Origin of the sequence: Flagellimonas alginilytica, assembly GCF_042134605.1 — a bacterium.
Lineage (GTDB): Bacteria > Bacteroidota > Bacteroidia > Flavobacteriales > Flavobacteriaceae > Flagellimonas > Flagellimonas alginolytica.
In genome coordinates this window covers 2,633,823-2,656,298 of the sequence record NZ_CP169638.1, presented here as the reverse complement: position 1 = coordinate 2,656,298, position 22,476 = coordinate 2,633,823, and the positions used below count along the sequence as shown (strand labels likewise).

At 42.2% G+C, this 22,476-nt stretch carries 21 protein-coding genes and 1 pseudogene; 5 read left to right on the top strand and 17 right to left on the bottom strand.

Features of this window, described 5'->3' with window-relative positions:
• Positions 1 to 68: 68 nt before the first annotated feature.
• Genes ABTP35_RS11820 through ABTP35_RS11810 form a run of 3 tightly spaced genes read right to left on the bottom strand, consistent with a single transcriptional unit; the run spans position 69 to position 3,289 of the window.
• Complete coding sequence (locus ABTP35_RS11820) at positions 69 to 1,022, bottom strand: MoxR family ATPase (protein ID WP_293296165.1); 954 nt, start codon at positions 1,020 to 1,022, stop codon at positions 69 to 71.
• 4 nt (positions 1,023 to 1,026) lie between these two features.
• Entirely contained in the window at positions 1,027 to 2,424 is a 1,398-nt protein-coding gene (locus ABTP35_RS11815) for a peptidylprolyl isomerase (RefSeq protein ID WP_224837738.1), read from the bottom strand.
• Positions 2,408 to 3,289, bottom strand: a complete 882-nt coding sequence (locus ABTP35_RS11810) for a peptidyl-prolyl cis-trans isomerase (RefSeq protein WP_293296168.1) — start codon at positions 3,287 to 3,289, stop codon at positions 2,408 to 2,410. The genes ABTP35_RS11815 and ABTP35_RS11810 overlap by 17 nt, the downstream gene beginning before the upstream one ends.
• Positions 3,290 to 3,405: 116 nt before the next feature.
• Here ABTP35_RS11810 and ABTP35_RS11805 point away from each other — a divergent pair, with 116 nt between their 5' ends.
• Genes ABTP35_RS11805 through ABTP35_RS11795 form a run of 3 tightly spaced genes read left to right on the top strand, consistent with a single transcriptional unit; the run spans position 3,406 to position 5,259 of the window.
• Positions 3,406 to 3,858 (top strand): SRPBCC family protein, encoded by a 453-nt coding sequence (locus ABTP35_RS11805; protein ID WP_224837740.1) that lies wholly within the window; start codon positions 3,406 to 3,408, stop codon positions 3,856 to 3,858.
• A gap of 5 nt (positions 3,859 to 3,863) precedes the next feature.
• On the top strand, positions 3,864 to 4,121 hold the full coding sequence (locus tag ABTP35_RS11800) for a hypothetical protein (protein ID WP_224837741.1): 258 nt from the start codon (positions 3,864 to 3,866) through the stop codon (positions 4,119 to 4,121).
• A 31-nt stretch (positions 4,122 to 4,152) separates the two neighbouring features.
• On the top strand, positions 4,153 to 5,259 hold the full coding sequence (locus tag ABTP35_RS11795) for a serine hydrolase (RefSeq protein WP_375334209.1): 1,107 nt from the start codon (positions 4,153 to 4,155) through the stop codon (positions 5,257 to 5,259).
• Positions 5,260 to 5,356: 97 nt separating this feature from the next.
• Here ABTP35_RS11795 and ABTP35_RS11790 read toward each other — a convergent pair whose 3' ends face one another.
• Together ABTP35_RS11790 and ABTP35_RS11785 are read right to left on the bottom strand one after the other, a co-directional pair.
• Positions 5,357 to 6,982: a Gfo/Idh/MocA family protein gene (locus ABTP35_RS11790; RefSeq protein ID WP_375334208.1), complete on the bottom strand. Its 1,626-nt coding sequence runs from the start codon at positions 6,980 to 6,982 to the stop codon at positions 5,357 to 5,359.
• Positions 6,979 to 7,458: a DoxX family membrane protein gene (locus tag ABTP35_RS11785; RefSeq protein WP_252080183.1), complete on the bottom strand. Its 480-nt coding sequence runs from the start codon at positions 7,456 to 7,458 to the stop codon at positions 6,979 to 6,981. Before ABTP35_RS11785 ends, ABTP35_RS11790 begins: the two co-directional genes overlap by 4 nt.
• A gap of 340 nt (positions 7,459 to 7,798) precedes the next feature.
• Between ABTP35_RS11785 and ABTP35_RS11780 the strand changes: the two genes are divergently transcribed.
• Positions 7,799 to 10,381, top strand: a complete 2,583-nt coding sequence (locus ABTP35_RS11780; protein WP_375334207.1) for a cyclic nucleotide-binding domain-containing protein — start codon at positions 7,799 to 7,801, stop codon at positions 10,379 to 10,381.
• Here the strand turns inward: ABTP35_RS11780 and rimO are convergent.
• From rimO to ftsY, 3 genes and pseudogenes are all read right to left on the bottom strand, one after another.
• Positions 10,378 to 11,679 carry a 30S ribosomal protein S12 methylthiotransferase RimO gene (gene rimO / locus ABTP35_RS11775; protein WP_375334206.1) on the bottom strand — a complete coding sequence of 434 codons (1,302 nt, stop codon included), beginning with the start codon at positions 11,677 to 11,679 and terminating at the stop codon, positions 10,378 to 10,380. The genes ABTP35_RS11780 and rimO overlap by 4 nt on opposite strands.
• 112 nt (positions 11,680 to 11,791) lie before the next feature.
• A pseudogene (locus tag ABTP35_RS11770) lies at positions 11,792 to 13,456 on the bottom strand (amidase family protein).
• Positions 13,457 to 13,458: 2 nt separating this feature from the next.
• Complete coding sequence (gene ftsY / locus ABTP35_RS11765) at positions 13,459 to 14,415, bottom strand: signal recognition particle-docking protein FtsY (RefSeq protein WP_293296179.1); 957 nt, start codon at positions 14,413 to 14,415, stop codon at positions 13,459 to 13,461.
• 211 nt (positions 14,416 to 14,626) lie between these two features.
• Between ftsY and ABTP35_RS11760 the strand changes: the two genes are divergently transcribed.
• Positions 14,627 to 16,510 carry a hypothetical protein gene (locus ABTP35_RS11760; protein WP_293296181.1) on the top strand — a complete coding sequence of 628 codons (1,884 nt, stop codon included), beginning with the start codon at positions 14,627 to 14,629 and terminating at the stop codon, positions 16,508 to 16,510.
• A 74-nt stretch (positions 16,511 to 16,584) separates the two neighbouring features.
• On the opposite strand, the gene ABTP35_RS11755 is transcribed toward ABTP35_RS11760, so the two are convergent.
• From ABTP35_RS11755 to recR, 9 genes are all read right to left on the bottom strand, one after another.
• Positions 16,585 to 16,737 (bottom strand): DUF4295 domain-containing protein, encoded by a 153-nt coding sequence (locus ABTP35_RS11755; protein WP_224837749.1) that lies wholly within the window; start codon positions 16,735 to 16,737, stop codon positions 16,585 to 16,587.
• A 39-nt stretch (positions 16,738 to 16,776) separates the two neighbouring features.
• Positions 16,777 to 16,959, bottom strand: coding sequence for a 50S ribosomal protein L33 (gene rpmG, locus ABTP35_RS11750; protein ID WP_100817574.1), 183 nt, complete (start codon positions 16,957 to 16,959; stop codon positions 16,777 to 16,779).
• Between the two features lie 28 nt (positions 16,960 to 16,987).
• The gene (gene rpmB, locus ABTP35_RS11745; RefSeq protein ID WP_100817573.1) at positions 16,988 to 17,215 is read right to left on the bottom strand and encodes a 50S ribosomal protein L28; all 228 of its coding nucleotides are present in this window, start codon (positions 17,213 to 17,215) and stop codon (positions 16,988 to 16,990) included.
• 74 nt (positions 17,216 to 17,289) lie between these two features.
• On the bottom strand, positions 17,290 to 18,540 hold the full coding sequence (locus tag ABTP35_RS11740) for a competence/damage-inducible protein A (RefSeq protein WP_293296183.1): 1,251 nt from the start codon (positions 18,538 to 18,540) through the stop codon (positions 17,290 to 17,292).
• Positions 18,541 to 18,879: an Hpt domain-containing protein gene (locus ABTP35_RS11735; protein ID WP_224837751.1), complete on the bottom strand. Its 339-nt coding sequence runs from the start codon at positions 18,877 to 18,879 to the stop codon at positions 18,541 to 18,543.
• A complete protein-coding gene (locus ABTP35_RS11730; RefSeq protein WP_224837752.1) occupies positions 18,879 to 19,490 on the bottom strand; it encodes a fumarylacetoacetate hydrolase family protein in 612 nt (203 codons plus the stop codon). The genes ABTP35_RS11735 and ABTP35_RS11730 overlap by 1 nt, the downstream gene beginning before the upstream one ends.
• Before the next feature lie 31 nt (positions 19,491 to 19,521).
• Positions 19,522 to 20,295 (bottom strand): 3'-5' exonuclease, encoded by a 774-nt coding sequence (locus ABTP35_RS11725; protein ID WP_224837753.1) that lies wholly within the window; start codon positions 20,293 to 20,295, stop codon positions 19,522 to 19,524.
• Positions 20,296 to 20,367: 72 nt separating this feature from the next.
• Positions 20,368 to 21,732: a dihydrolipoamide acetyltransferase family protein gene (locus ABTP35_RS11720; RefSeq protein ID WP_293296187.1), complete on the bottom strand. Its 1,365-nt coding sequence runs from the start codon at positions 21,730 to 21,732 to the stop codon at positions 20,368 to 20,370.
• A gap of 79 nt (positions 21,733 to 21,811) precedes the next feature.
• Positions 21,812 to 22,432, bottom strand: coding sequence for a recombination mediator RecR (recR, locus tag ABTP35_RS11715; protein WP_293296189.1), 621 nt, complete (start codon positions 22,430 to 22,432; stop codon positions 21,812 to 21,814).
• Positions 22,433 to 22,476 lie beyond the last annotated feature (44 nt).

Genomic DNA, 22,476 nt, shown 5'->3' with positions numbered 1-22,476 from the left:
GTAAATTTACTAAATCGTAAAGTAATTTGGAATTAGAATCGTACTAAATAAGTACGAGGAAAATTATTTTATAATAATTCCCCAATAATTTTATCCTCTGTGATACCTTCTGCTTCCGCTTTGTAGTTTTTAAGTATCCTGTGGCGCAATATTCCCAGGGCCACTGCTTTTACATCTTCAATGTCCGGAGAGAATTTTCCATGGATTGCCGCATGTGCCTTAGCTGCGAGTACCAAATTTTGTGATGCCCGTGGGCCTGCCCCCCAATCGATATAATTATTTACATAATCCGATGCACCGTCTTGATTTGGCCGGGTTCTGTTAACCAATCTTACGGCATAATCCACCACATTGTCCGGAACAGGTATTCGCCTGATCAAGTGCTGAACCTCAATGATTTCGTCGGCATTAAACAGGGTATTTATCTGGATTTCATTATCCGAAGTGGTAGATTTCACCACTTGTATTTCTTCTTCAATGGAGGGGTATTTGAGTTCTATGGCAAACATAAAACGGTCCAATTGGGCTTCGGGCAACGGATAGGTTCCCTCCTGTTCTATCGGGTTTTGTGTGGCCAAAACAAAATAAGGCCGATTTAATTTGTATTGTTTGCCCGCAATGGTAACGGCTCTTTCTTGCATTGCTTCCAGTAGAGCTGCCTGGGTCTTGGGCGGGGTACGGTTAATTTCGTCCGCCAAAATAATGTTACCGAAAACCGGCCCCATTATAAATTTAAAATTGCGGTTTTGATCCAGCACCTCGCTACCTAAGATATCGCTCGGCATTAGATCTGGTGTAAATTGTATTCTTTTAAAGTCCAGCCCCAATGTCTGGGCAATGGTATTGACCATCAAGGTTTTTGCCAGACCGGGAACACCGATCAACAGTGAATGCCCCCCTGTGTATATGGATAGCAGTATTTGCTCGATAACCTCTTCTTGGCCAACAATGACCTTGGCGATCTCTTTTTTTAAATCTTGGTGCTTTTTTACCAGGTTTTCAACCGCTGTTACATCCGACATACAATTATTGCTTTACCCAGTTGTTCGCAAAATTGCAGCTTTTACTCTCATCGTCCACATGGATATAAGTGTCTTCGATATGCTCGTCCATCCATTCTTTTATGGCCTTAAACTGTTTTTCCCTTAGGGCGAGCTCTTGGATTTTTAGATAATCCTTGGCAAAATCCGCTTCATGTTCATCGTAACGGTTAGAGATTTTCATGATCTTGAATTTTGGAGGTCCTCCTCTTGGATCATCTTCACGGATGGGCCTTGATATTTCCCCATCCTTTAGGTCCCTAACTTGATTGTAAAGTGTTGGATCCATTTTGGTAAGCTCAAAACGAGAATCAAAATTGATAGGGTTACGCAACAATCCGCCATCGAACTTGGTTTCTTTTTCATCGGAAAAGTTCAATGCTGCCTCTGCAAAAGTGTATTTGCCATCCAATATATGCTGACGAATCGTGTCCAATTCGCTTACTGCTTTATCTATTGCGCTTTGTGGTATATCCGGAATCATGAGAATGTGACGAATATCCCGCTCTTGCCCTCTTACTTTCTCCACGAAAATGATATGGTAGCCAAAAATAGTCTCAAATGGTTCGGAAACTTCGCCTTCATTTAGACTAAAGGCCACATCCTTAAATTCCCTAACAAATTGCGTTTCTTTGGTAATACTGTAAAAACCGCCATTTGGTCTAGAGCCAGGGTCCTCTGAATGTAGAATGGCTTTTACCCTAAAATTTCCGTCGTTTTCCAGAACATCTTGCCTGATCTTGTTCAGCTCATTGATCACCTTTTGTTTTTCTTCTTCTGGTGCCTCGGGCTGTTTTACAATTTGTCCTATTTCCAGTTCCGCACCAAATACCGGGCGTTCATCTTCGGGTATCTTGTAAAAAAACTGACGTACTTCCTCGGGAGTAACTTCGATTTCCTCTACGATCTTGCTTTGCATTTTTTCGGAAAGCATTCGAAGTTTGTTTATTTCAAAAAGCTCTTCACGAAAACTTTCCATATCCGGCTTTTTATAATAGCTGAGCATTTTTTCCACACTACCGATCTGTTGGGTAAGCTGTTGTATCTGTCGGTCACTTTGTGCATTTACCATATCGTCCGATACCAACAAGCTATCCTGTACGGCTTGGTGCGCATAAAGTCTATCCTCCATTAATTTTCCCAAGAGGCTACAGCGTGTAATATCTTCGGTGGAGGCGCCTTGGTTCTTTAAATCGATAAGTGTTTTGTCTATGTCGGATTCCAAGATTACGTAATCTCCTACCACTGCGGCAATTCCATCCAGTTTTATTTTGTTTCCACTAGCCGTGGAGTCTGTTCCAAGTGCTTGGTCCATTTCCTGTGCTTGCACCAATCCTACCATGGCAAAAAATGCGATGGAAAGTCCTTTAATTCTCATTGTCATAAACCTCAAATTCTTTCTTCTTAATGGCTTCATCAATAATATCGGTTTCAAGTTTTTTTACGTAGCTCAATCGTCTTCTGTTCAAGATCAGTTGTTTAATATCGGGCTCAACATAATCAAAAGGAGCTGTTTCATTGACTTCCAATACATTGGTCACCAAGCCCAAATATACTTCTAACGAATCTTGTAACTCAAAAAATTGTGATTTTTTTAAGTGCGTCTCTTCATTGGCACGGTTCAACGGCGGGATTTCTGCAATTACCCTCGAAGCGCTTACCCAGATGGAGTCGTTAAAATGTATTTTTTTAAACTGTACCGCGATAGAATCCAGATATCGCTTATCGGCCTTGTCCCATTTTTTTAATTTGTCCTCCACACCTTTCCTATCCAAAAACTGACTGGACATGCCCACAAACCTCAACTGCACCAACTTTTCGTTAAGTTTAAAGTTTTCTTTTTCCTGTTCGTAAAATTCCAACAATTGGCCTTGGGTAACAGCAGTATCCTGGGACTGGTTCACCAAGGCTTCTATATAGGCCCTTGTGTAGAGATCAGCACGATAATCGGACACCAAACGATCGAATTCTGCCAACTTTTCTCCAGGCAAGTTGATTTTTGACTTGGTCAACAATAATTGTTTGGATGCCCAAGTATTAATGTAGTTGGTAACGAAAATTGTACTATCCTCGGGGGTCATGTCATCATCTACCAACGATGCAACATCCTCTTTGTACAGATAGGCATCCCCCACACGTGCCAAAGGTTCCTTTTCTTCATCTTTATTGAACATACCTTCGCACGAAGAAAAAAGTATGACCAACAATGCACAAATAAGGAAAAGCGTATTTTTTTGGTGCTTAAGCATTTCGCAAAAATAACAATTACTAAATCCCTTACAAGAAGGTTCTCATATCATTAACAGATTTTTTAATCGGGATAGATGTACAGAAATTGCTACTTTAGTGCAAAACCAAACTAAAAATGAAGTACACTACCGAAATTGTTGTGGATATTCCACGGGACGAGTTCATTAAAAAAATGGACGACCCCGAAAATATGAAACATTGGCAACGAGGATTGATCAAGTATGAACAACTGTCCAAGACCCCCGGACAAGAAGGTGCCCAAATGAGCCTCAGCTATAAAATGGGGAAAAGGGAAATGGACATGGTAGAGACCATCATCAAAAGAAAACTGCCCGAAGAAATGCACATGACCTACGACACCAAGGGAGTGCACAACATCCAAAAAAACTACTTTAAGGATGAAGGAGACAAAACCCGTTGGGTTTCCGAAACCGAGTTTCAATTTTCTGGATTTGGAATGAAGTTAATGGGTTTTCTAATGCCCGGAGCGTTCAAAAAACAATCGTTCAAATATATGCAAGACTTTAAAGCCTTTGCCGAAACCGGTAAATCTGTAACCGAATCTTAAAAACAATGGAAAAACTTTTGGATAGAAAAATAAAAATTATTTGGGATTTTAGAGGACCAAGCGCAGCCCATACCGCAGAACACTATTTAAAACACCTAAAAGAGTTTGTTGAAGTCGAGGAATTAAAATACGACCTGGGCGGTATCGAACATTACAGTCCCACGCACAGTATTGCCTTTTTGGTCGTCGCAGAATTTGAGCTAAAGGAAGTGAGAAGCATCCTTAAACCACACAGGGGCCAGGTGTATAACGGTGAAATTTAAATATATGTTACGTAAACTTTCAATTCTCTGTATGCTGGGTTTGATAACGTCCTGTGCAGAGAACGGCCCCAGCGACCCTTTGCAAAAAGCGCTTTCCTCTACCGATCCAAAGATTGCCAATGTTATGCAAAATCTGGATGCCCACGAAGTGCAGATCAGATATACTCAAATTGACCGTAGGAACGACAGCATTATTTTTACCGATTATGATTTTCAGGTAGAAAAAAACAATTATTTCTATCCAGCGAGCACAGTCAAGTTCCCAGCTGCAGTGGCTGCCTTGGAAAAGTTGAACGAAATCGATACACTGAACGCCCATTCCACCTTTTTTGTGGAAGGCGATTCTGTACAAACCACATTCGCAAAGGCCATATCGGAGATTTTTGCGGTTTCGGACAATGTCGCCAACAACAGGTTAATTGAATTCTTGGGTCAGGACGACCTTAATAAAAGAATGTTGGACCGTGGCGTTTCCCCCATTAGGATTTCCCACCGTTTATCCACCAGCAATGCCGACGAGGTCACCACAAAGTCTTTGGTTTTTTACCTAAACGACTCCACGACCACCATGAGCGCTCCTATAGTAAACGACCCGATACTCCCATTGGATTTGCAAAACATTAAAAAGGGAATCGGTTTTATGGGCGATGATAAACTCCAAAAGACCCCGTTCGATTTTAGTTTAAAGAATTACTACCCTATCCAAGCCCAGAGCAACTTATTAAAAAGGGTGATGTTTCCTGAAGCATTTCCTGCAGAAGAGCGTTTTAATTTAAATGAAAAACAATACGAGCTTCTCCACACCGCCATGCACACCTTACCCGCTAAGGTGGGTTATGACCCGGATGAGTATTACGATAGTTATGTTAAGTTTTTTATGTTTGGAGACAATACGGACCCCATGCCAGACCATATAAAAATTTACAACAAAGTAGGCTATGCCTACGGCACCTTAACGGATTGCGCCTACATTAAAGACGCTGAAAACGATGTGGATTTTATACTTACCGCAACCATTTTGGTAAACAGCAATGGCATATTTAACGATAGCACTTATGAGTATGACGAAATAGGAATTCCGTTTCTGGCACAGTTAGGAAGAGAGATTTATGAAATCGAGTTGGAGCGTAAAAAATAATCCATCCCTAAAATATACCATTATAAAAAAGCGGGACATTGCCTCGTAATCTTATCTTACTCGGCAACATCCCACTTCCGGATTAAAATCCTAAAAGTCAAGAAACCTCATCAACCATTTCTGGCTGGATGTTCCAATTATCGTTGGCCAACAGTACTTGGTCAAAATCGACACCCTCAATGGGCTTTAATGTTTGACTGGCTGCATCCCACTCTATTTTTCTGCCCAATTTCCAGGACAAGCCGGCCATGTGTGCCGAAATGGCCTCATCAAAACCTTCTTTAATGCCACAGCTCACATTTCCGCCATTCTTAATTACACTCAGCCACTCCCGCATATGTAAGAAAGTAGAATCTACACGAACACCGTCAATATAGGTCCACATAAGACCCTTATCGGCAAAATATTGCGATGTGGCCGATGAAACCGCATCGGTCGACCCTGCAGCTGGATCATATTGGTAAATGGGCACATTGGGTTTCATTTTCTCAGCCTCCAACATATCGGCATATCGGGTGGATGCGCTATCGGGCCAAACAGTTAATCTATTGCCCAGTTCCATGGTAGCATCGTGTCCCATTAAAATTGTAGGTCGATTAAAACCATTGCCCAAAGTGGCACTGTAACAAAAGGTCATTCCCCTTTCTTTGCCCTTGGTTTGACTGCTTCCGGTACTGAACTCGGGAAATTCCATATTCACCTGGATCACATCCGGAACATTTCTACCATCGTTATGGGTATAAATTCCGCCCGAAGCGCTGACCGCAGTCGGAATACCCATGTTCAGTACACAATTTAACCTGTCGTAATCGTGTGTCAACAAATCGCCCGAAAGACCCGAACCATAGGCCCACCACTTACGCCACCTAAAAAAATGGTTCTTATTGAACGGTACTTTTGGTGCAGTACCTAAAAACTGTTCCCAATCAATGGTTTCGGGGCTGGCTTTCTCATGGAGATCATAATTCCAAGCGCCATTGTCATCATTACGGTTTGTGTTGGTCTGGATCAACGACACATGCCCCAAAGTCCCTTTTTCCACAATATCGCGGGCGGTCCTAAAACTTAGGGTTTGCCTGTGCTGGTGTCCCACAGCGAACACTGCTTCGGATTTTTCGGCAGCATCGCGCAAAGTGTAGGTTTCTTCAACCGTATGTGTCATAGGTTTTTCCACATAGACATGTACATTATGGTTCAAAGCCTCAATGGACATGGGGGCATGCCAATGATCTGGTGTTGCGATCACCACGGCATCCACTTCACCACTTTTGATCATATCCTTATAATTCAAATATCTTTTGATCTTATTGTCCTCCGTGGAGAAAGAGTTGATGAATTTCTCTGCCCGCACATCAAATACATCACAAATGCCCACCAATTTCACGTTGAGACGTTCTTGGGCCTCAAAATCCTCCAGTCTTTTGTTATTGGGGTCTTCTTCGGCAGCCAAGCGCATTTCTTCTTTCCACTCGTCGGTAGCAAAGCCCAAGGCCCTTGTCAATTGCTCTCCACGGATACCAAATCCAATTACCCCTATGCGAACTGGGTCGCCTCCTATCCCGGGAACCGCAGGTGGCAATGATGGTTTTATATTGAGCTGCTCCAATATTTCTGAACGCTTCTTGTGCGAGTTGACCGAGGTTGCCGCTCCTGCCCACCATACAGCTCCAAGTATGGGAAGGCCGCCCAACCCTATCAATAGGTCTCTTCTAGTCCATTTCATTGTTCCTGTGTTTTAAGTTTGTTCTTTCTGAGATAATCCAAGCCAAAGTAACTTCCCGTGGGCAATTGATATATTACAATACAGGCCACCAGCTCAATCAAGTTTTTATTGATGATCCAGTAGTTTCCCTCGACGTTCATTTGGGTGAGTCCTGGGAATGGCGGATGTGCCAAAAAATAAAGTGCCAATAGCCCTACCCCGACAAAGGCACCGATTCGTTCAAAAACCCCCAAGGTAAAGGTTACCCCTACCACCATAAGGGCAATAATGTTCATGGTATCCACCCAACCTATGGTTGCATCACCAATCAACATGGTAAAAAACCATTCAAATGGTCCTTGTGCGGTGGCCAAATACCCAAAAGATGTCCATTCCGGATTATACATCTTCACCACACCTTCAAACAAAAAGTGCCACCCGATAAAGATGCGAAGCAAGGCAACACTGGCTTTCAGTTTATTTTGATTTTGGTTCATAATTGTTATAGTTAATTGTGAATATCCCAGTTCCTCTTTGAAGAAAGCAAGATTTCCTTCTAAGTATTAAAAGTACCCCACAGTAAACCTAAATACCATGACCATTATCAGTTTTCAACAGTCTGAACACAACATGTTCCTGCAGTACGACAAAAGTTAAAAACTGATATATTTTTGATCACTTCGCAATATTGGATTGATCAATAACAAGGCTTAATTTTATAAATATCGCTATCATACCTCCCTCCTATTTTGAAATTGATTTTTATTCCCAAATTCTTTCGTCAACCGCTTTTTTTTGATGAAGTTAACATTACCAACCCACACTTGAAACAGGCCTGTGAACCACATTGAAACGGATATAGTTTATCTAAAAAAACAATTTCCCAACGGTATCCTAAACATACACCAAAAGGGACATGCCATTTGCAACATACACTCCAAAGTGAATACGTTCCGATGGTTACTGCAAGGCACCTTTGACTATTTTACAACAACCAAGGATACGGAGGAAGAGGTTTTGGTCTGTCAAATTTCAGAGCCGATGAGCATTTTGGGCCTAAATGGGCTCAACGATAGAAAAAGGTATACGTACAAGATCGTGGTATCTTCCGATCAAGCTACTTTTTTTGAAGTACCTATTGAAGTAATAATCCATCACCTAGCCCATACTGAGAACAACCAAACCATTCTAAAGATAAGTCGTTCGTTATACCATCAATTGAGGCAAGCACTTTTAAAACAGACCGATTTGTTACAAGCTGCACGTTATCGCTCCCTGAACAATGATCAACAGTTTTTTATGGGCCCGGCGACCGAACAGGCGGAAATAGTCTCCTTGATGCGACGCTCCCCTTTTTTGGACTATTTTGACGATCAGCAACTATCACAACTCGCCTCCATTGCCGAACGACGGGAATATGAACCCGACGAAGTACTTTATATACAAGACAGGCTTACCAACGGGCTCTTTATTTTGATCAGTGGTGAAGTTGCCATCAAACGATTGGAAGGGAACATTGAGATACGCCAACGGTCCATAAACAATCCGGGGTTTATTTTTGGCTGGTCCTGTGCTATGGGAGAAAAGGATATTTGCTCCGCTGTCACTACTCAGAAAACCTCCATTTATTTTATCCATCAAAAGGATTTGCTACAACTGCTGGACAATTGCTCCGTTTTCGCACACAACTTTTTTATGCGGTTGTTTTGGCTGATGGGCAACCAGATCAACGCAGCCTTCGTCCGCTACCTGGGACTTTTGGGCAAGCACAACCTCCAAGCTGTCTATCAATTGATAGAGAACAACAAATCAAGATTGGCCGTATCATCCCCTTTGCATCAGGTCGGGCATTTGCTATCCAATACCAACACCAAACAATTGGGGTACAATGCTCTCTCCAAACTCATTTCCTACGGCTCTCATCTGGAACGACATATCGCTTCGTTGAGCTTGGAGCTTTTGCAAGAAGATATGCAGGAGCTAAAGTTTCTTAAAGGACTTCAGCATATTTATGAAACGGTAGCGGAAAATAAGAACGAAACAGGCATGGATATCCGCAAATCTTGCGCTACTGCAACAAAAAAAGCGTTTGAACACGTGCAGCATAAAATTGAAGGACTTGATAACCTTCCCGACAAAAGTGGCTGTATTTTTATATACAATCATCTTTTCAACCATCCGTTTTATACGCTCAACAACAAATTTCAAATTACATTGGATTCACATTTTATCAGTGCCAAAATATTGGATGATAAATATAACGATCCTGGTATCCGGACGGTGCGCATAGGTCAGGGACAAGAATATGGCCATCAAAACTATTATACCAAGTTGGGATATATCAATGTCTATACCAAAGATTCTGAGTCGGTTGACAAAGAATGTAAAAAGGCAACACGTAGTATATTCTATAGAACGGCCGCAGAATTTTTACAGACCGGACACAATTTGGTCGTTAGTCCGGAAGGAACCTCCTACTCTACCGAGGAATCCCCTGGGCCTTTTAAAATGGGTGTTTTTAAACTGGCCCAATCCATGGAAAACGAACCTTACATTGTACCTATTGTCTTAGTGAATTTTGATAAGCGCATTTCGGACGGCCTTTTTTACTGTAAGATCCACGAACCTTTTAAACTGAGTGACAAACTATTGGAGACTGGGAAAAATTTGTCCGATTTTGTAAAGCATTATCAGTACACCTACGCAGGGTACGTAGAGGAAGCAAAGGAACGTGCCGAAGAATTGCACATGAAACCAGTCCCAAACGTTATCGAAGAACCACCAGAAATATGGCGCAACGAGATCAAGCGTTTAAAAAGAAGGGTAAACAATCTGGAAAACCAGAACGACCTGATTGTTTTTTATGGAAGTTCCTCTGTGCGTCTATGGGTAGGAATGAAAAAGGATTTAACTCCATTTAATGTTCTTAATTTAGGATTTGGTGGATCTACCTATGTGTGGTGCATTCATTATTTTGATGAAATCTTTAAAGGAGCAGAACCTAGCAAAATTGTACTGTACGCCGGTGAAAACGACCTTGCACAAGGCAAATCGCCACAAGAAGTTTTGAACGACTGCAACCAACTGGTTCAAATGATCCTTAAAAAATATCCTGAGGTGGAACTGGCTTTTATAAGCCTGAAACCCAGTTTAGAACGCGAGGACATGATTCCCCAGATCATAGAGACCAATCTATTGTTGTCCAAATACGCAATTGGAGAGCTTAATGCGCAGTATATAAATGTGTTCGGACAAATGATTACTGCGGACAACCGGCCAAAACCTGATCTGTACATGTCGGATGGATTGCACCTAAACAAAAAAGGATATACTATTTGGAGCGAGGTGATCAAAACAGCTTTGCTCTCTTCCGAGAATCCTATGGAAAAAGAATCGTTTGATTTGGCTGCAGATGCTTAAGCTGGCTCCCCAAACAAATCGTAATCCGATGCATCTGTAATCTTGATATTTACAAAGTCCCCGATTTTCACATAATGTTTGGTGGCATCGATCAGCACTTCGTTATCCACATCGGGCGAATCGAACTCGGTGCGGCCCACAAAATGGTTGCCTTCTTTCCTGTCGATGATACAGCGGAAAGTCTCCCCTATTTTCTCTTGGTTCAATTCCCAGGAAATCTGTGATTGGATCTCCATAATAATGTTTGCGCGTTCTTGCTTTACTTCTTCGGGAACATCGTCCTCCAAATTAAAGGCATGTGTATTTTCCTCGTGGCTGTAAGTAAAACAGCCCAAACGTTCAAAGCGCATTTCTTGTACCCATTGTTTCAAGGTCTCAAAATCTTTTTCGGTTTCTCCAGGGTAGCCAACGATCAAAGTGGTTCGAATGGCCATGTTAGGTACGGTTTCCCTAAAATCGTTCAACAGTTTTGTAGTTTTCGCCTGTGTAGTCCCACGCCGCATACTTTTAAGTATGGAATCGGATATATGTTGAAGGGGAATATCTATATAATTGCACACTTTTGGCTCGTTGCGCATTACTTCCAGAACATCCATTGGGAAGCCTGTTGGGAAGGCATAATGCAAACGGATCCATTCTATCCCCTCAACTTTCACCAACGCTTGGAGCAATTCTGCCAAATTTCTTTTCTTGTACAGATCAAGGCCATAATAGGTCAGGTCTTGCGCAATCAAAATGAGCTCTTTTACCCCGTTCGCAGCCAGTTTAGCTGCTTCGGAGACCAAATCCTCAATGGGGGTGCTTCGGTGCTTTCCTCGCATCAAAGGTATGGCACAGAAAGAACATGGACGATCACATCCTTCCGCAATTTTTAGATAGGCATAATTCTTAGGGGTTGTGGTAAGTCGTTCCCCGATGAGCTCATGCTTGTAATCGGCTCCAAGAGCTTTTAATAAATTGGGAAGATCACTAGTTCCAAAATATTCATCAACATTGGGAATTTCTTTTTCCAAATCCGGTTTGTACCGCTCGCTCAAACATCCCGTTACGAACACTTTGTCCACTTCACCTGCTTCTTTTCGCTGTACGTAGTCCAAAATAGTATTGACACTTTCTTCCTTTGCATTGGCAATAAATCCGCAGGTATTGATTACCACGACATTGCCCTCTTCCTCGTGGGCCACTTCTTTGTTGTTGGCGCGCAATTGTCCCATTAACACTTCCGAGTCGTAGACATTTTTGCTACAACCTAAGGTCACCACGTTGATTTTGTTCTTTTTGAGCGATTTTGTGCGCATATTTTCTTTAAATGGAGTGCAAAAATACAACAACAAGGAGCATTACGATCAATTTGGGATATATTTTTGGAAATGAAGGTTTCTACCGATACAATATCCCAAAACGATTACACTAGTCTTGATAGCCTTCTGGTATTTTTCGAGCGTTGGTAATATCCTCAAATGCTTTTCCAATTCGTAATAGCAGGGCCTCGGAAAACGGTTGACCTATAAAGGTTAAATTTTCGGGCTCACCATCTGCTTTATAGCCCATGGGAACGGTAAGGGCAGGATATTCAGCAGCTGCTGCGTAACCTGCATGGTAATTATTGATGCTTAACAAAACATCCAAATCATTCTGGATCATTGGTTCAAAATATCCTCTTCCCGTAAACAACACATCCTCTTTTATTCTTTTTAATCTTTCTTCTGATGTTGAATCACGCAGAATGGATTCAAAACGTAATTGTCCGTATGGAATCCTAACCAACGAATCTTTACCATTAAAACTTACCACGTCTAACACCGAACTTATTTTAACAGCATCTTTATTTTTAACCTGAGTCTCTAAATAAGTCTTCAAGTCGTTCTTCATATCTGCCTCCTATAAGGTGAGAAATGTAGAGGGCAGGTGATAATTTTGGTTTTCAAATGTTACAATCTCTGCTCCAACTTCTTTTAATCTGGCTACTGCAGCGGCATTCAGGGAATCACCTTCCATTAAACTTTGTATCGCCCCAAAACGGATTGACTTTAAAGGCTCCGGATTATTCCACGCGGATAAAATGCCCGGTTCCGCTTTTACCGATTTGTAATCTGTTTCATCCTTACCCAACATGGCATCCAATAAAATGGCATTGTCGGTCACATTTTTTGTCATGGGCCCGGGCGTGTCCAAAGTACTTGATATGGGAACAATCCCGGTTCGGCTCAAGAGACCAATAGTTGGTTTTAGTCCGACCACTGAGTTTTGACCGGACGGGGACAAAATGGAACCCGAAGTCTCCGTGCCCACTGTTGCCACGGCATAATTTGCAGCAGCAGATGTGCCACTGCCAGCACTGGAACCTCCTGTATCAAAAATTCTTCTTCCGTAGGGGTTCAAGGTCTGTCCGCCGACCGCACTCTGCCCGTTCGGACATCCGTCACAAATAAAATTGGCCCACTCGCTAAGGTTCGCTTTGCCCAATATTAAGGCTCCATTTGCCTTCAAACGTTCCACAATAAATGCATCATCGGTTTCATTTTCCATTAAAGCAATGGCGCCTGCAGTCGTTTTCATTCCCGCGGCCCCTATATTGTCCTTTAATAGAATGGGCATGCCATAAATAGGATGATGGATTTCCAGTGATTCGTCTAACTGGCGTGCCTCATGCAACACATTCGGATTTAAGGCGATTATGGAATTTAATGTGGTACTGTTGGGCAATTCGTATTTGTAGATTCTATGCAGATAAAAAAGCACCAACTCTTCATAAGTGAATTTTCCTTGGTCGATATGGCTTTGGATAGTTGGTATGTCCTGCTCCAAAACCAAGGGTCTCATGGCTTCATAACGTTCTTCAGAAAATTTTGAGACTTCATCATACAAAGGAAGAAACACCTCATTTTTATCCAAGACCTTACTTTGAATAAATTTGTAGCGCATTCTCTTATTTTCGTGCTCTGCATTGGCAGCCACTTCGGTGGAATCGTTGTAGGGAGTCCAGAGTACAATGTTTTCGTTGGTCTTGGCCTTGTGATCTTTACAAGAAATGAATCCGATCAACAGTAAAACAAACCAAAGGTACCGGCACATAGCTATATTTTAAAGAATGAATCCACAAACTCATATTTATTGAACACCTGAAGATCCTCAATACCCTCTCCCACACCGATGTATTTCACTGGAATCTGGAATTGGTCGGAAATACCGATGACGACCCCACCTTTTGCAGTACCATCCAATTTGGTCACGGCCAAACTGGTGACTTCGGTGGCTTTGGTAAATTGCTTTGCCTGTTCAAATGCATTTTGCCCGGTAGAGCCATCCAATACCAAAAGTACCTCGTGCGGGGCATCTGGAACCACTTTTTGCATGACGCGCTTTACCTTGGAAAGTTCGTTCATTAAATTGACTTTGTTATGCAATCGGCCTGCTGTGTCCACCAGAACAACATCTGCCTGTTCCGCGACCGCGGAATTTAGGGTATCGAAGGCAACGGATGCGGGGTCGCTACCCATTTTTTGTTTCACAATAGGGACATCCACACGTTTGGCCCAGACCTCCAATTGGTCAATGGCCGCTGCACGGAAGGTATCGGCCGCTCCCAACACCACTTTTAGGCCCATATTCTTAAATTTATGGGAGAGTTTTCCAATCGTGGTCGTTTTGCCCACACCGTTTACGCCCACAACCATGATCACGTAAGGCTTTTTATCTTTTGGAACCGTGGCTTCACTATCTTCACCGGTTTCCGTTTCCGAGAGCAGCCCGGCTATTTCTTCCCGTAAAATTGTATTGAGTTCTTCTGTTCCCAAATATTTATCTCGGGATACCCGCTCTTCGATTCGGTCGATAATTTTAAGTGTGGTGTTCACACCAACATCGGAAGTGACCAAAATCTCCTCGAGACTATCGAGTACCTCATCATCAACTTTGGACTTACCGGCCACAGCCTTGCCCAACTTGCCAAAAAAACTGGTCTTTGATTTTTCGAGGCCTTTGTCCAAGGTCTCCTTTTTGTCTTTTGAAAATATATTTTTGAATAAGCTCATCCTGTATTCTTTGAGAATGGTCAAAGATAGGAAAGTAAGGGGAGTTTTATCAACTCAATATCCAAGTAAAACCCAAAGAAATTTCAATATGAGCTAAAACACAAACCTCAATTAATCAAAGTTTTACAATTGCTTATCATCTCTTTGCAACATTTTTTCGAATGCTTGGCGGACCCTTGCTATCTTTAGGCCGGAGATTAACCGATTAGATATGAAAAATCCGTTGCAAGGGATATTGTTCATAATGGTTACGTTCTTTTCTTTAACCATTTTTGCTCAGGATACATTTTCCGATACTTTTAGCAATGTGTCCTATGCCAACAATGATGGTACCCAAAGTTGGACTACGGATTGGCTGGAGTTTAACGATAACAACAATCCTGCAAACGGATATATCAGCATAAACAACAACGAGTTAAGGTTTAGATACATTTGGACAGAAAACTTGAGGCGTACTGCCGACCTAAGTGCTTATTCTACTGCCAATCTTACTTTTGATTGGAGAACATCGAGCCTTGAACCTGGCGAGACACTGGCCGTTGAGATATCTTCCGATGGTATTAGTTTTACAACCTTGGATATCTTTTCCGGGACCCAGAGCGGAACATTTGATCAAGACATTACTGCCTTTATATCCAATCTTACAACTATACGGTTCAGTAAGGGAGGAATTGATTGGTCCAACAACAACGATAGAGCTTATATAGATAACATAACCATTTCAACCACCTCTGTTCCTCAAACGGATACTGACGGGGACGGCATAATTGATGCGGTTGACCTGGACGATGACAACGACGGAATAACAGATGAGGAAGAGTATTGTTCTACCATAAACACGTCATTCTTGACCTCGTCCAATGTAGGTGAACGTTCTGTTGTTATCAACCATACCGATACAGAATATTTACGGCTTGATTTTTCTTCCATGGACAATTCCTTTCAATTGGACATTAATGGCAGTGTAATCCACCCTTCTGTTTTGGAGTTTGAAAATGGTGCGTTGGATGCCGGGGACGAATATTTTGTATTCCAATCCGATGGTAGTTTTATCAGTCAGCCTTGGGTAGCCAACTCAAATGGGATACCCCGACTGCGCTTAATTGTAAATGAATTGGGGGAAATCCAGTTATATGGCACCAGAAATACCGGCTCTACGACATTGGAACCCATGGAGGCCCAAGGGGGCACTCCGTTCAACACCATTCCATGGATTCCCGCAAACAACAATACCTTTACAATCACCAATCAAGCAGGCCCCGGACCTGAAGGGTTTACAGGCAATCTATTCGCCAGTGCAATTTGTGATACCGATGGAGATGGCATTAGCAATGAGCTAGACCTGGATTCCGACAACGACGGTATTTTTGATATTGTAGAATCTGGTGTTTTGAGTGAAATAGGTGTTACAGATCTAAACAACGACGGCAGAATTGATGGAGCCGTAGCTGGATCTGGAACTAATGGGCTTTATGACACTATTGAGGATACAGACACCGAATACGCCCTCTTGTCCTACTCAATTTTTGATTCTGATTCCGATGGCAGCTACGACGCCTATGTTTTGGATGCAGATGGTGATGGATGCAACGATGTTCGCGAAGCTGGGTTTACCGACAATAACGATGATGGCTACTTAGGCCCTAACCCGGTTACGGTAAATATCGAGGGATCGGTTACCAGTGGATCGGACGGATATACAACTCCGGCCGACAACAATGCGAACACCACATACGATTACAGGGAAATAGGTTCTGCCCCAAACATAACTGCACAGCCTACAAATACAGTTACATGCCCTGGGTGTACCACTGCTTTATCCGCAACTGTAACAGCCGACCAGTTCCAATGGCAATACTATAATGGCACTATTTGGACAAATCTTACGGACGGAGGCATTTACTCTGGGACTACCACTACAACGCTTACCATTACTGGACCAACTACCACCGAAAACAACACCCAGTATCGTTTGGTTGCGAGCAATAACGGATACATATGTGGCATCACAACCTCCGATGTTGCTACACTTACACTCCAAGTGGGCTCGGTAATTACCAACAGACGGATTACATATAGGGTAAATAAAAATTAACCCGTTAATTTTATGCCATAAAAAAAGCCGCTAATCAGCGGCTTCTATAATTTGAATGAGGAAACGTTCCTTATTTATTGCTTGTTCAACCAGTCGTTAACCAATTCTGGTGCCATTACAGACTCTACAAATGTGTAAGCACCGGTTTTGGGTGACTTAACCATTTTAATGGCCTTTGTCAACCTTTTGGATGATGACTGAAGTGTTGCTACTGTTTTCTTTGCCATGGCTTATCTTTTTCTGCTCTTTACTTTGTAAAAAAGCGATTACTTAATTTCTTTATGAACGGTCATACGCTTAAGAATAGGATTGTATTTTTTGATTTCCATCCTATCTGGCGTGTTCTTCTTGTTCTTTGTGGTAATATACCTAGAAGTACCTGGCATACCAGATTCCTTGTGCTCTGTACACTCTAAAATTACCTGAACCCTATTTCCTTTCTTTGCCATTGTATTGTACTTAAAATGCTTTTACAACTTACTTTTTGGAATTGATTTCCTTTAAGACAGCAGAGATTCCTTTTTTGTTGATGATTTTCAACCCACGGGCAGAAACGTTCAAGGTTACCCAACGATCTTCTTCTGGGATATAAAATCTCTTCTTGGAGATATTTGCATCGAATCTCCTTTTGGTCTTATTAATAGAAAAGGAAACGTTGTTTCCAAACATCACCTTTTTTCCTGTTACTTCACAAACTTTAGACATCTCCCTAACTATTTGAGTGATTTTATTGAGGCTGCAAATTTATACCATTTTAATGGGACGTACAAAATTCTTTTTCAGAAATTTAAAATTTCTTTGTACAACAACTCAAAAGCCTTGTTTACAGACTTTTTTACCACCCGTTCCCTATGCTGTCCCATCACGAATTTATGGGCAAACGTACCGGACGGTGTTCCAATTGCTATATAAACGGTACCAACATCGGCATTGGAGTCGCCTTTTGTAGGACCGGCATTACCTGTTGTGGCTATAGAAAAGTCTGTTGCCATTTTGCTTTTCACATTCTCGGCCATGGCAATGGCCACTTCTTTACTAACTACGGAATGCTTATCTATAAGTTCTTGTGGAACGCCCAATAACCGAACCTTCATTTCTGTGGCATAGCATACCAAACTACCCTTAAAATAACTGGAAGCACCAGGAATTGCGGTTATCCGTTCGGCAATACTACCTCCCGTAAAACTTTCTGCAGTTGACAAGGTCATCCTTTTATCGTTCAAAAATGCACCTATCTGCTTTTCTACATTCCCGTTCTCTTCTTCTTCCCCATAAATTATATCGCCGATCAGGGGGTATAATTTTTGTATTTGTTCATCTATAGCCGATATCAACGCTTCTTTATCGTATCCTTTTGCGGATAAGCGCAATCTAACCCTGCCCAGATTGGGTAGGTAGGCAAATTTGATAAAGGAGGGCAAATTATTCTCCCAGTCCTCGATCTTCTCTGCAATTGCACTCTCTCCCAGACCATAGGTCATAAGGGTTTTATGTACAATATGAGGTCGGTTGTATTCTTCGATTATTTTGGGAAGAACGGCTTTGACCAACAGGTTTTTCATTTCGTATGGGACACCGGGCAACGAAATATAGGCCGTCTCTCCCTTTTTCATCCAAATACCGGGTGCTGTTCCAAACTCGTTGTGGAGCACCGTCGCTTTTGATGGCACCATGGCCTGCTCCCTGTTCAAATCGGAAATGGGCGTAGTGATGTATTTTTTGAAAAGTTCCTCGATATGCTTGAGTACAGCATCGTTACGAACCAGCTCATCCCCAAAAAAGTCACAAAGGGTCCGCTTGGTAACGTCGTCCTTTGTTGGACCCAAGCCGCCAGTTAAAATAACCACCGATGATCGCTCACCGGCTTCTTTCAATGATGTCAATATATGCTCCCTATCATCTTGGATCGAAGTTATCTGATAGACAGAAACTCCTATTTTGTTCAATTCTTTGGAAATAAAGGCAGAATTGGAATCTACTATTTGGCCAATGAGAATCTCATCTCCAATGGTGATGATTTCGGCTTGCATCTATAAATTAAAGTCGTTTTTTAATTCCGTGACCACTTGGAGCACATCTTTTTTTAGAATAGGGAAGGTTGCCTCTATTTCTTGCATGCTCCCGGTCGTTTTTCCCAAGGTTTCTATTTCCAGCGCCTTGGCCCTGGTCTGCTCCATGCCCAAAATATCCACATTGGGCTTGATTTTGTGTGCGAGCTTATATATGTTTTCGTAGTCCTTGGAATGAATAGCTTTTTCCAGACTGTCCAAATCCTCCGGCACTTCTTCCAAAAACACAGAAATTACAGAGGTGATAAATTCCTCATCACCTTCCGCCATTTCATTTATCTTATCGAGGTTGTAAATCATTATCTTACATTAATATCAAACATTTTTTCTCCTTCCAATAAACCTACAAGGTAGTCATTTGGGCTTACTTTACCAACACCGGCCGGCGTACCTGTAAAGATGATATCTCCTTTTTTCAACATAAAATACTGGGAAACATGGGCTATGATCTCATCTATCTTCCACAACATTAAAGAGGTATTTCCTGCTTGTACCGTTTGGTCGTTCTTTTGTAATGAAAAATTAAGGTTGTCCATATCCTTGAACCTTTCCTTGGACAGCCACTTTCCAACTATGGCGGCACCATCAAAACCTTTGGCTTTTTCCCAAGGGAGGCCTTTGGCCTTTAACTTGCCCTGTAGATCTCGCGCTGTAAAATCGATGCCCAGCCCTACTTCGTCAAAATATTTATGGGCAAACTCGCGCGAAATATGTTTTCCCACTTTTTTGATCTTGATCAACACTTCTACTTCGTAATGGACATCGTTGGAAAATTCCGGGATATAAAAATCCTGCTCTTTGGGCAAAATTGCAGAATCCGGCTTTATGAACACCACGGGCTCTTCCGGACGTTCGTTGCTCAACTCTTTGATGTGGTCCACATAATTACGTCCAATACAAATCAGCTTCATAATTTGTTCTTCGGGTTTACGAGTATGTATTCTAAAATTTATTGTTGAGCTTGCTCAACTTTATTTGGGTAAGCACTTTCTTAGTGTACAAGGGGAAATCTGCGTTTAGGAGCCATCCAAAGTAACCGGGTTCTTTTTCCATTACCTCGTCCACGGTTTTTCCTTTGTGTTTTCCAAACGAAAATATAGGGTTATCGTTTTCATCAAGCCCTATAAAACCTGCAAAATCCAGATTCTGTCTTCTTGTGGTGAACTCCGATAGTTTTTTTATGTCGTTTTCGAGTTCCGGATAACGCTCCAATTGCGCCAATAACACCTCGTATGTTGCCAGGGTATCGGCTTCCGCACTGTGGGCATCGTCCAGGTTTTTATCGCAATAGAACTTATAGGCGGCTTCCAAGGTTCTTTTTTCCATTTTATGGAAAATGGTCTGTACATCTACGGAAACCATGCTCTTCATATCAAAATCCACCCCAGCACGCAACATTTCCTCCGCCAATAACGGTATATCGAACCTATCGGAATTAAACCCCGCTAAATCGCTATCGCGGATCATTGCGTAAATTTCTTTGGACAATTGTTTAAAAGTAGGCTCATTGGCCACCTTCTCGTCGGATATTCCGTGTATGGCCTCCGATTCTGCCGGTATTGGCATTTCCGGGTTCACCAACCAGGTTTTACTTTCTTTATTTCCATTGGGATATACTTTTAAAATGGAAATTTCTACTATTCTATCTTTTGCGACGTTGGTACCGGTGGTCTCCAAATCGAAAAAACAGATAGGTTTGGTCAATTGTAATTGCATGTGGGGATTATTAAATGAAATTCACGTGACTTCTAAATTAAGCATAGTGACAGGAATATGATCGGTTTTCCGTTATATTTCCCTGTTTATGTCCCAAGCTTCCAAATAATCGGCCACCGATTTTACGAACATTCCTCCCAGAGCACCATTTACCACTCTGTGGTCGTAGCTATGGGAAAGATACATTTTACTGCGTATTCCAATATACTCACCTTGGTCCGTCTCTATAACCGCTGGTATTTTTCTAATTGCCCCCAATGCAAGGATTCCAACTTGTGGCTGATTAATGATCGGCGTTCCAAAAACACTACCGAAAGAACCTACGTTGGTCACCGTGTAGGTCCCATCCTTGATCTCATCCGGTTTTAACTGATTGTTCCTTGCCCTGTTGGCCAAATCGTTGACTGTTTTGGCCATACCCACCAAGTTTAGTTGATCGGCATTTTTAATTACGGGCACGATCAAATTTCCATCGGGCAGGGCAGCTGCCATACCTAGGTTAATATTTTTCTTTTTAATAACATTGTCCCCGTCCAAGGAAATGTTCATCATCGGAAACTTTTTAAGGGCCATGGCCACAGCTTCCATAAATATTGGAGTAAAGGTCAATTTCTCTCCTTCGCGCTGTTGGAAGGCATTTTTCACCTTGTTTCTCCAGTTGACCACATTGGTTACGTCCACCTCGACAAAACTTTGAACGTGAGCCGATGTGGAGATACTTTCCACCATATGATGGGCGATCAATTTACCCATTCGGGAAAGAGGGATTACCTCATCACCTGCTTTAACCGGTACTTTGGCGGCCATCGGCTTATCCGCTGACTTAGTTTGTACTGGTTGTGGAGCGGAAACCCTTTCCTCTTTAGCCTCTGTTTGCTGTGTTGTGGACTGGTTCACCTTATTGCCATTGGATCGATTTTCCAAATAGGCCATTATATCATTCTTGGTTACCCGGCCTTCTTTTCCTGTGCCCACAATAGCTTCCAATTCATCCATGGAAACTTTTTCTTCTTTGGCTATGTTTTTTACCAAGGGCGAATAAAACCTTTCTGAGCTGGAAAAATCGGGAGCGGATGCAGATACGGATTCCTTTACCCCTGCCATTTGAGCTTCCAGTTCCATTGCTGGGGCCTTGGCAGATTCTTCCGCCCGAGCTTCTTGGACACCGGCATCGTCTGCAACGTTGTCCACCTCTCCCTCCACTTGGATCACGGCAACAACTTCTCCTACTTTAATTACATCGTCTACATCGAACCGCTTTTCCAACAACACCCCCTCTACTTCACTGGGAACTTCGGAGTCCACTTTATCCGTGGCAATTTCAAAGACGGCTTCGTCCATCTCTATGGTATCGCCCACTTCCTTAAGCCAAGTAGTCAGTGTAGCTTCTGCAACACTCTCACCCATTTGCGGTAATTTCAATTCAAATTTTGACATATTCGTATTTATCGAAGAGATTTTGATTTATATTTTTCAAAAATACTAAAGAAATCGACTTATTTTTGATTTATGTTCATTAATTTGCTTTAATAGAGGTTTCAAAAGGCACCCTGTTAATGATACTTCTTCCCAAAGTAACCTCATCTGCATATTCCAACTCATCACCTACCGAAATACCCCGCGCAATTGTGGAGGTGGCAACTTCCAGTCCTTCCAATTGCTTATATATGTAGAAATTGGTGGTATCACCTTCCATGGTGGAGCTCAGGGCCAAAATTAATTCTTTCACGGTTCCGTCCTTCACTTTTTTTATTAGGGACGGTATATTCAAATCTTGGGGACCTACGCCCTCCATTGGCGAAATCTTCCCTCCGAGAACATGGTACAATCCATTGTACTGCGAGGTATTTTCTATGGCCATAACATCCCTGATATCCTCTACAACACATACCATGGTTTCGTCCCGTTTGGGGTTGGCACAGATTTCGCACACTTCGGTATCGGAAATATTATGGCAGTTCCTGCAAAAGTTTACTTCGGTTCTCAACTTAAACAAGGCATGGGCCATAAGCTCGGTTCTTTCTTCGGGCTGTTTTAGAAGGTGCAGCACCAATCGCAATGCCGTCCGCTTCCCGATTCCGGGCAATTGGGACATCTCGTAAACCGCATTTTCCAATAGCTTAGATGAAAATTCCATACTAGTATTTCTTTTGCAAAATTACGATTTTACTATTATCAATT

Excerpts from the sequence above, each read along its gene's own strand:
- ABTP35_RS11820 (WP_293296165.1), bottom strand. The coding sequence starts at position 1,022 with ATGTCGGATGTAACAGCGGTTGAAAACCTGGTAAAAAAGCACCAAGAT.
- ABTP35_RS11815 (WP_224837738.1), bottom strand. The coding sequence starts at position 2,424 with ATGACAATGAGAATTAAAGGACTTTCCATCGCATTTTTTGCCATGGTA.
- ABTP35_RS11810 (WP_293296168.1), bottom strand. The coding sequence starts at position 3,289 with ATGCTTAAGCACCAAAAAAATACGCTTTTCCTTATTTGTGCATTGTTG.
- ABTP35_RS11805 (WP_224837740.1), top strand. The coding sequence starts at position 3,406 with ATGAAGTACACTACCGAAATTGTTGTGGATATTCCACGGGACGAGTTC.
- ABTP35_RS11800 (WP_224837741.1), top strand. The coding sequence starts at position 3,864 with ATGGAAAAACTTTTGGATAGAAAAATAAAAATTATTTGGGATTTTAGA.
- ABTP35_RS11795 (WP_375334209.1), top strand. The coding sequence starts at position 4,153 with ATGCTGGGTTTGATAACGTCCTGTGCAGAGAACGGCCCCAGCGACCCT.
- ABTP35_RS11790 (WP_375334208.1), bottom strand. The coding sequence starts at position 6,982 with ATGAAATGGACTAGAAGAGACCTATTGATAGGGTTGGGCGGCCTTCCC.
- ABTP35_RS11785 (WP_252080183.1), bottom strand. The coding sequence starts at position 7,458 with ATGAACCAAAATCAAAATAAACTGAAAGCCAGTGTTGCCTTGCTTCGC.
- rimO (WP_375334206.1), bottom strand. The coding sequence starts at position 11,679 with ATGCGCACAAAATCGCTCAAAAAGAACAAAATCAACGTGGTGACCTTA.
- ftsY (WP_293296179.1), bottom strand. The coding sequence starts at position 14,415 with ATGAGCTTATTCAAAAATATATTTTCAAAAGACAAAAAGGAGACCTTG.
- ABTP35_RS11760 (WP_293296181.1), top strand. The coding sequence starts at position 14,627 with ATGAAAAATCCGTTGCAAGGGATATTGTTCATAATGGTTACGTTCTTT.
- ABTP35_RS11755 (WP_224837749.1), bottom strand. The coding sequence starts at position 16,737 with ATGGCAAAGAAAACAGTAGCAACACTTCAGTCATCATCCAAAAGGTTG.
- rpmG (WP_100817574.1), bottom strand. The coding sequence starts at position 16,959 with ATGGCAAAGAAAGGAAATAGGGTTCAGGTAATTTTAGAGTGTACAGAG.
- rpmB (WP_100817573.1), bottom strand. The coding sequence starts at position 17,215 with ATGTCTAAAGTTTGTGAAGTAACAGGAAAAAAGGTGATGTTTGGAAAC.
- ABTP35_RS11740 (WP_293296183.1), bottom strand. The coding sequence starts at position 18,540 with ATGCAAGCCGAAATCATCACCATTGGAGATGAGATTCTCATTGGCCAA.
- ABTP35_RS11735 (WP_224837751.1), bottom strand. The coding sequence starts at position 18,879 with ATGATTTACAACCTCGATAAGATAAATGAAATGGCGGAAGGTGATGAG.
- ABTP35_RS11730 (WP_224837752.1), bottom strand. The coding sequence starts at position 19,490 with ATGAAGCTGATTTGTATTGGACGTAATTATGTGGACCACATCAAAGAG.
- ABTP35_RS11725 (WP_224837753.1), bottom strand. The coding sequence starts at position 20,295 with ATGCAATTACAATTGACCAAACCTATCTGTTTTTTCGATTTGGAGACC.
- ABTP35_RS11720 (WP_293296187.1), bottom strand. The coding sequence starts at position 21,732 with ATGTCAAAATTTGAATTGAAATTACCGCAAATGGGTGAGAGTGTTGCA.
- recR (WP_293296189.1), bottom strand. The coding sequence starts at position 22,432 with ATGGAATTTTCATCTAAGCTATTGGAAAATGCGGTTTACGAGATGTCC.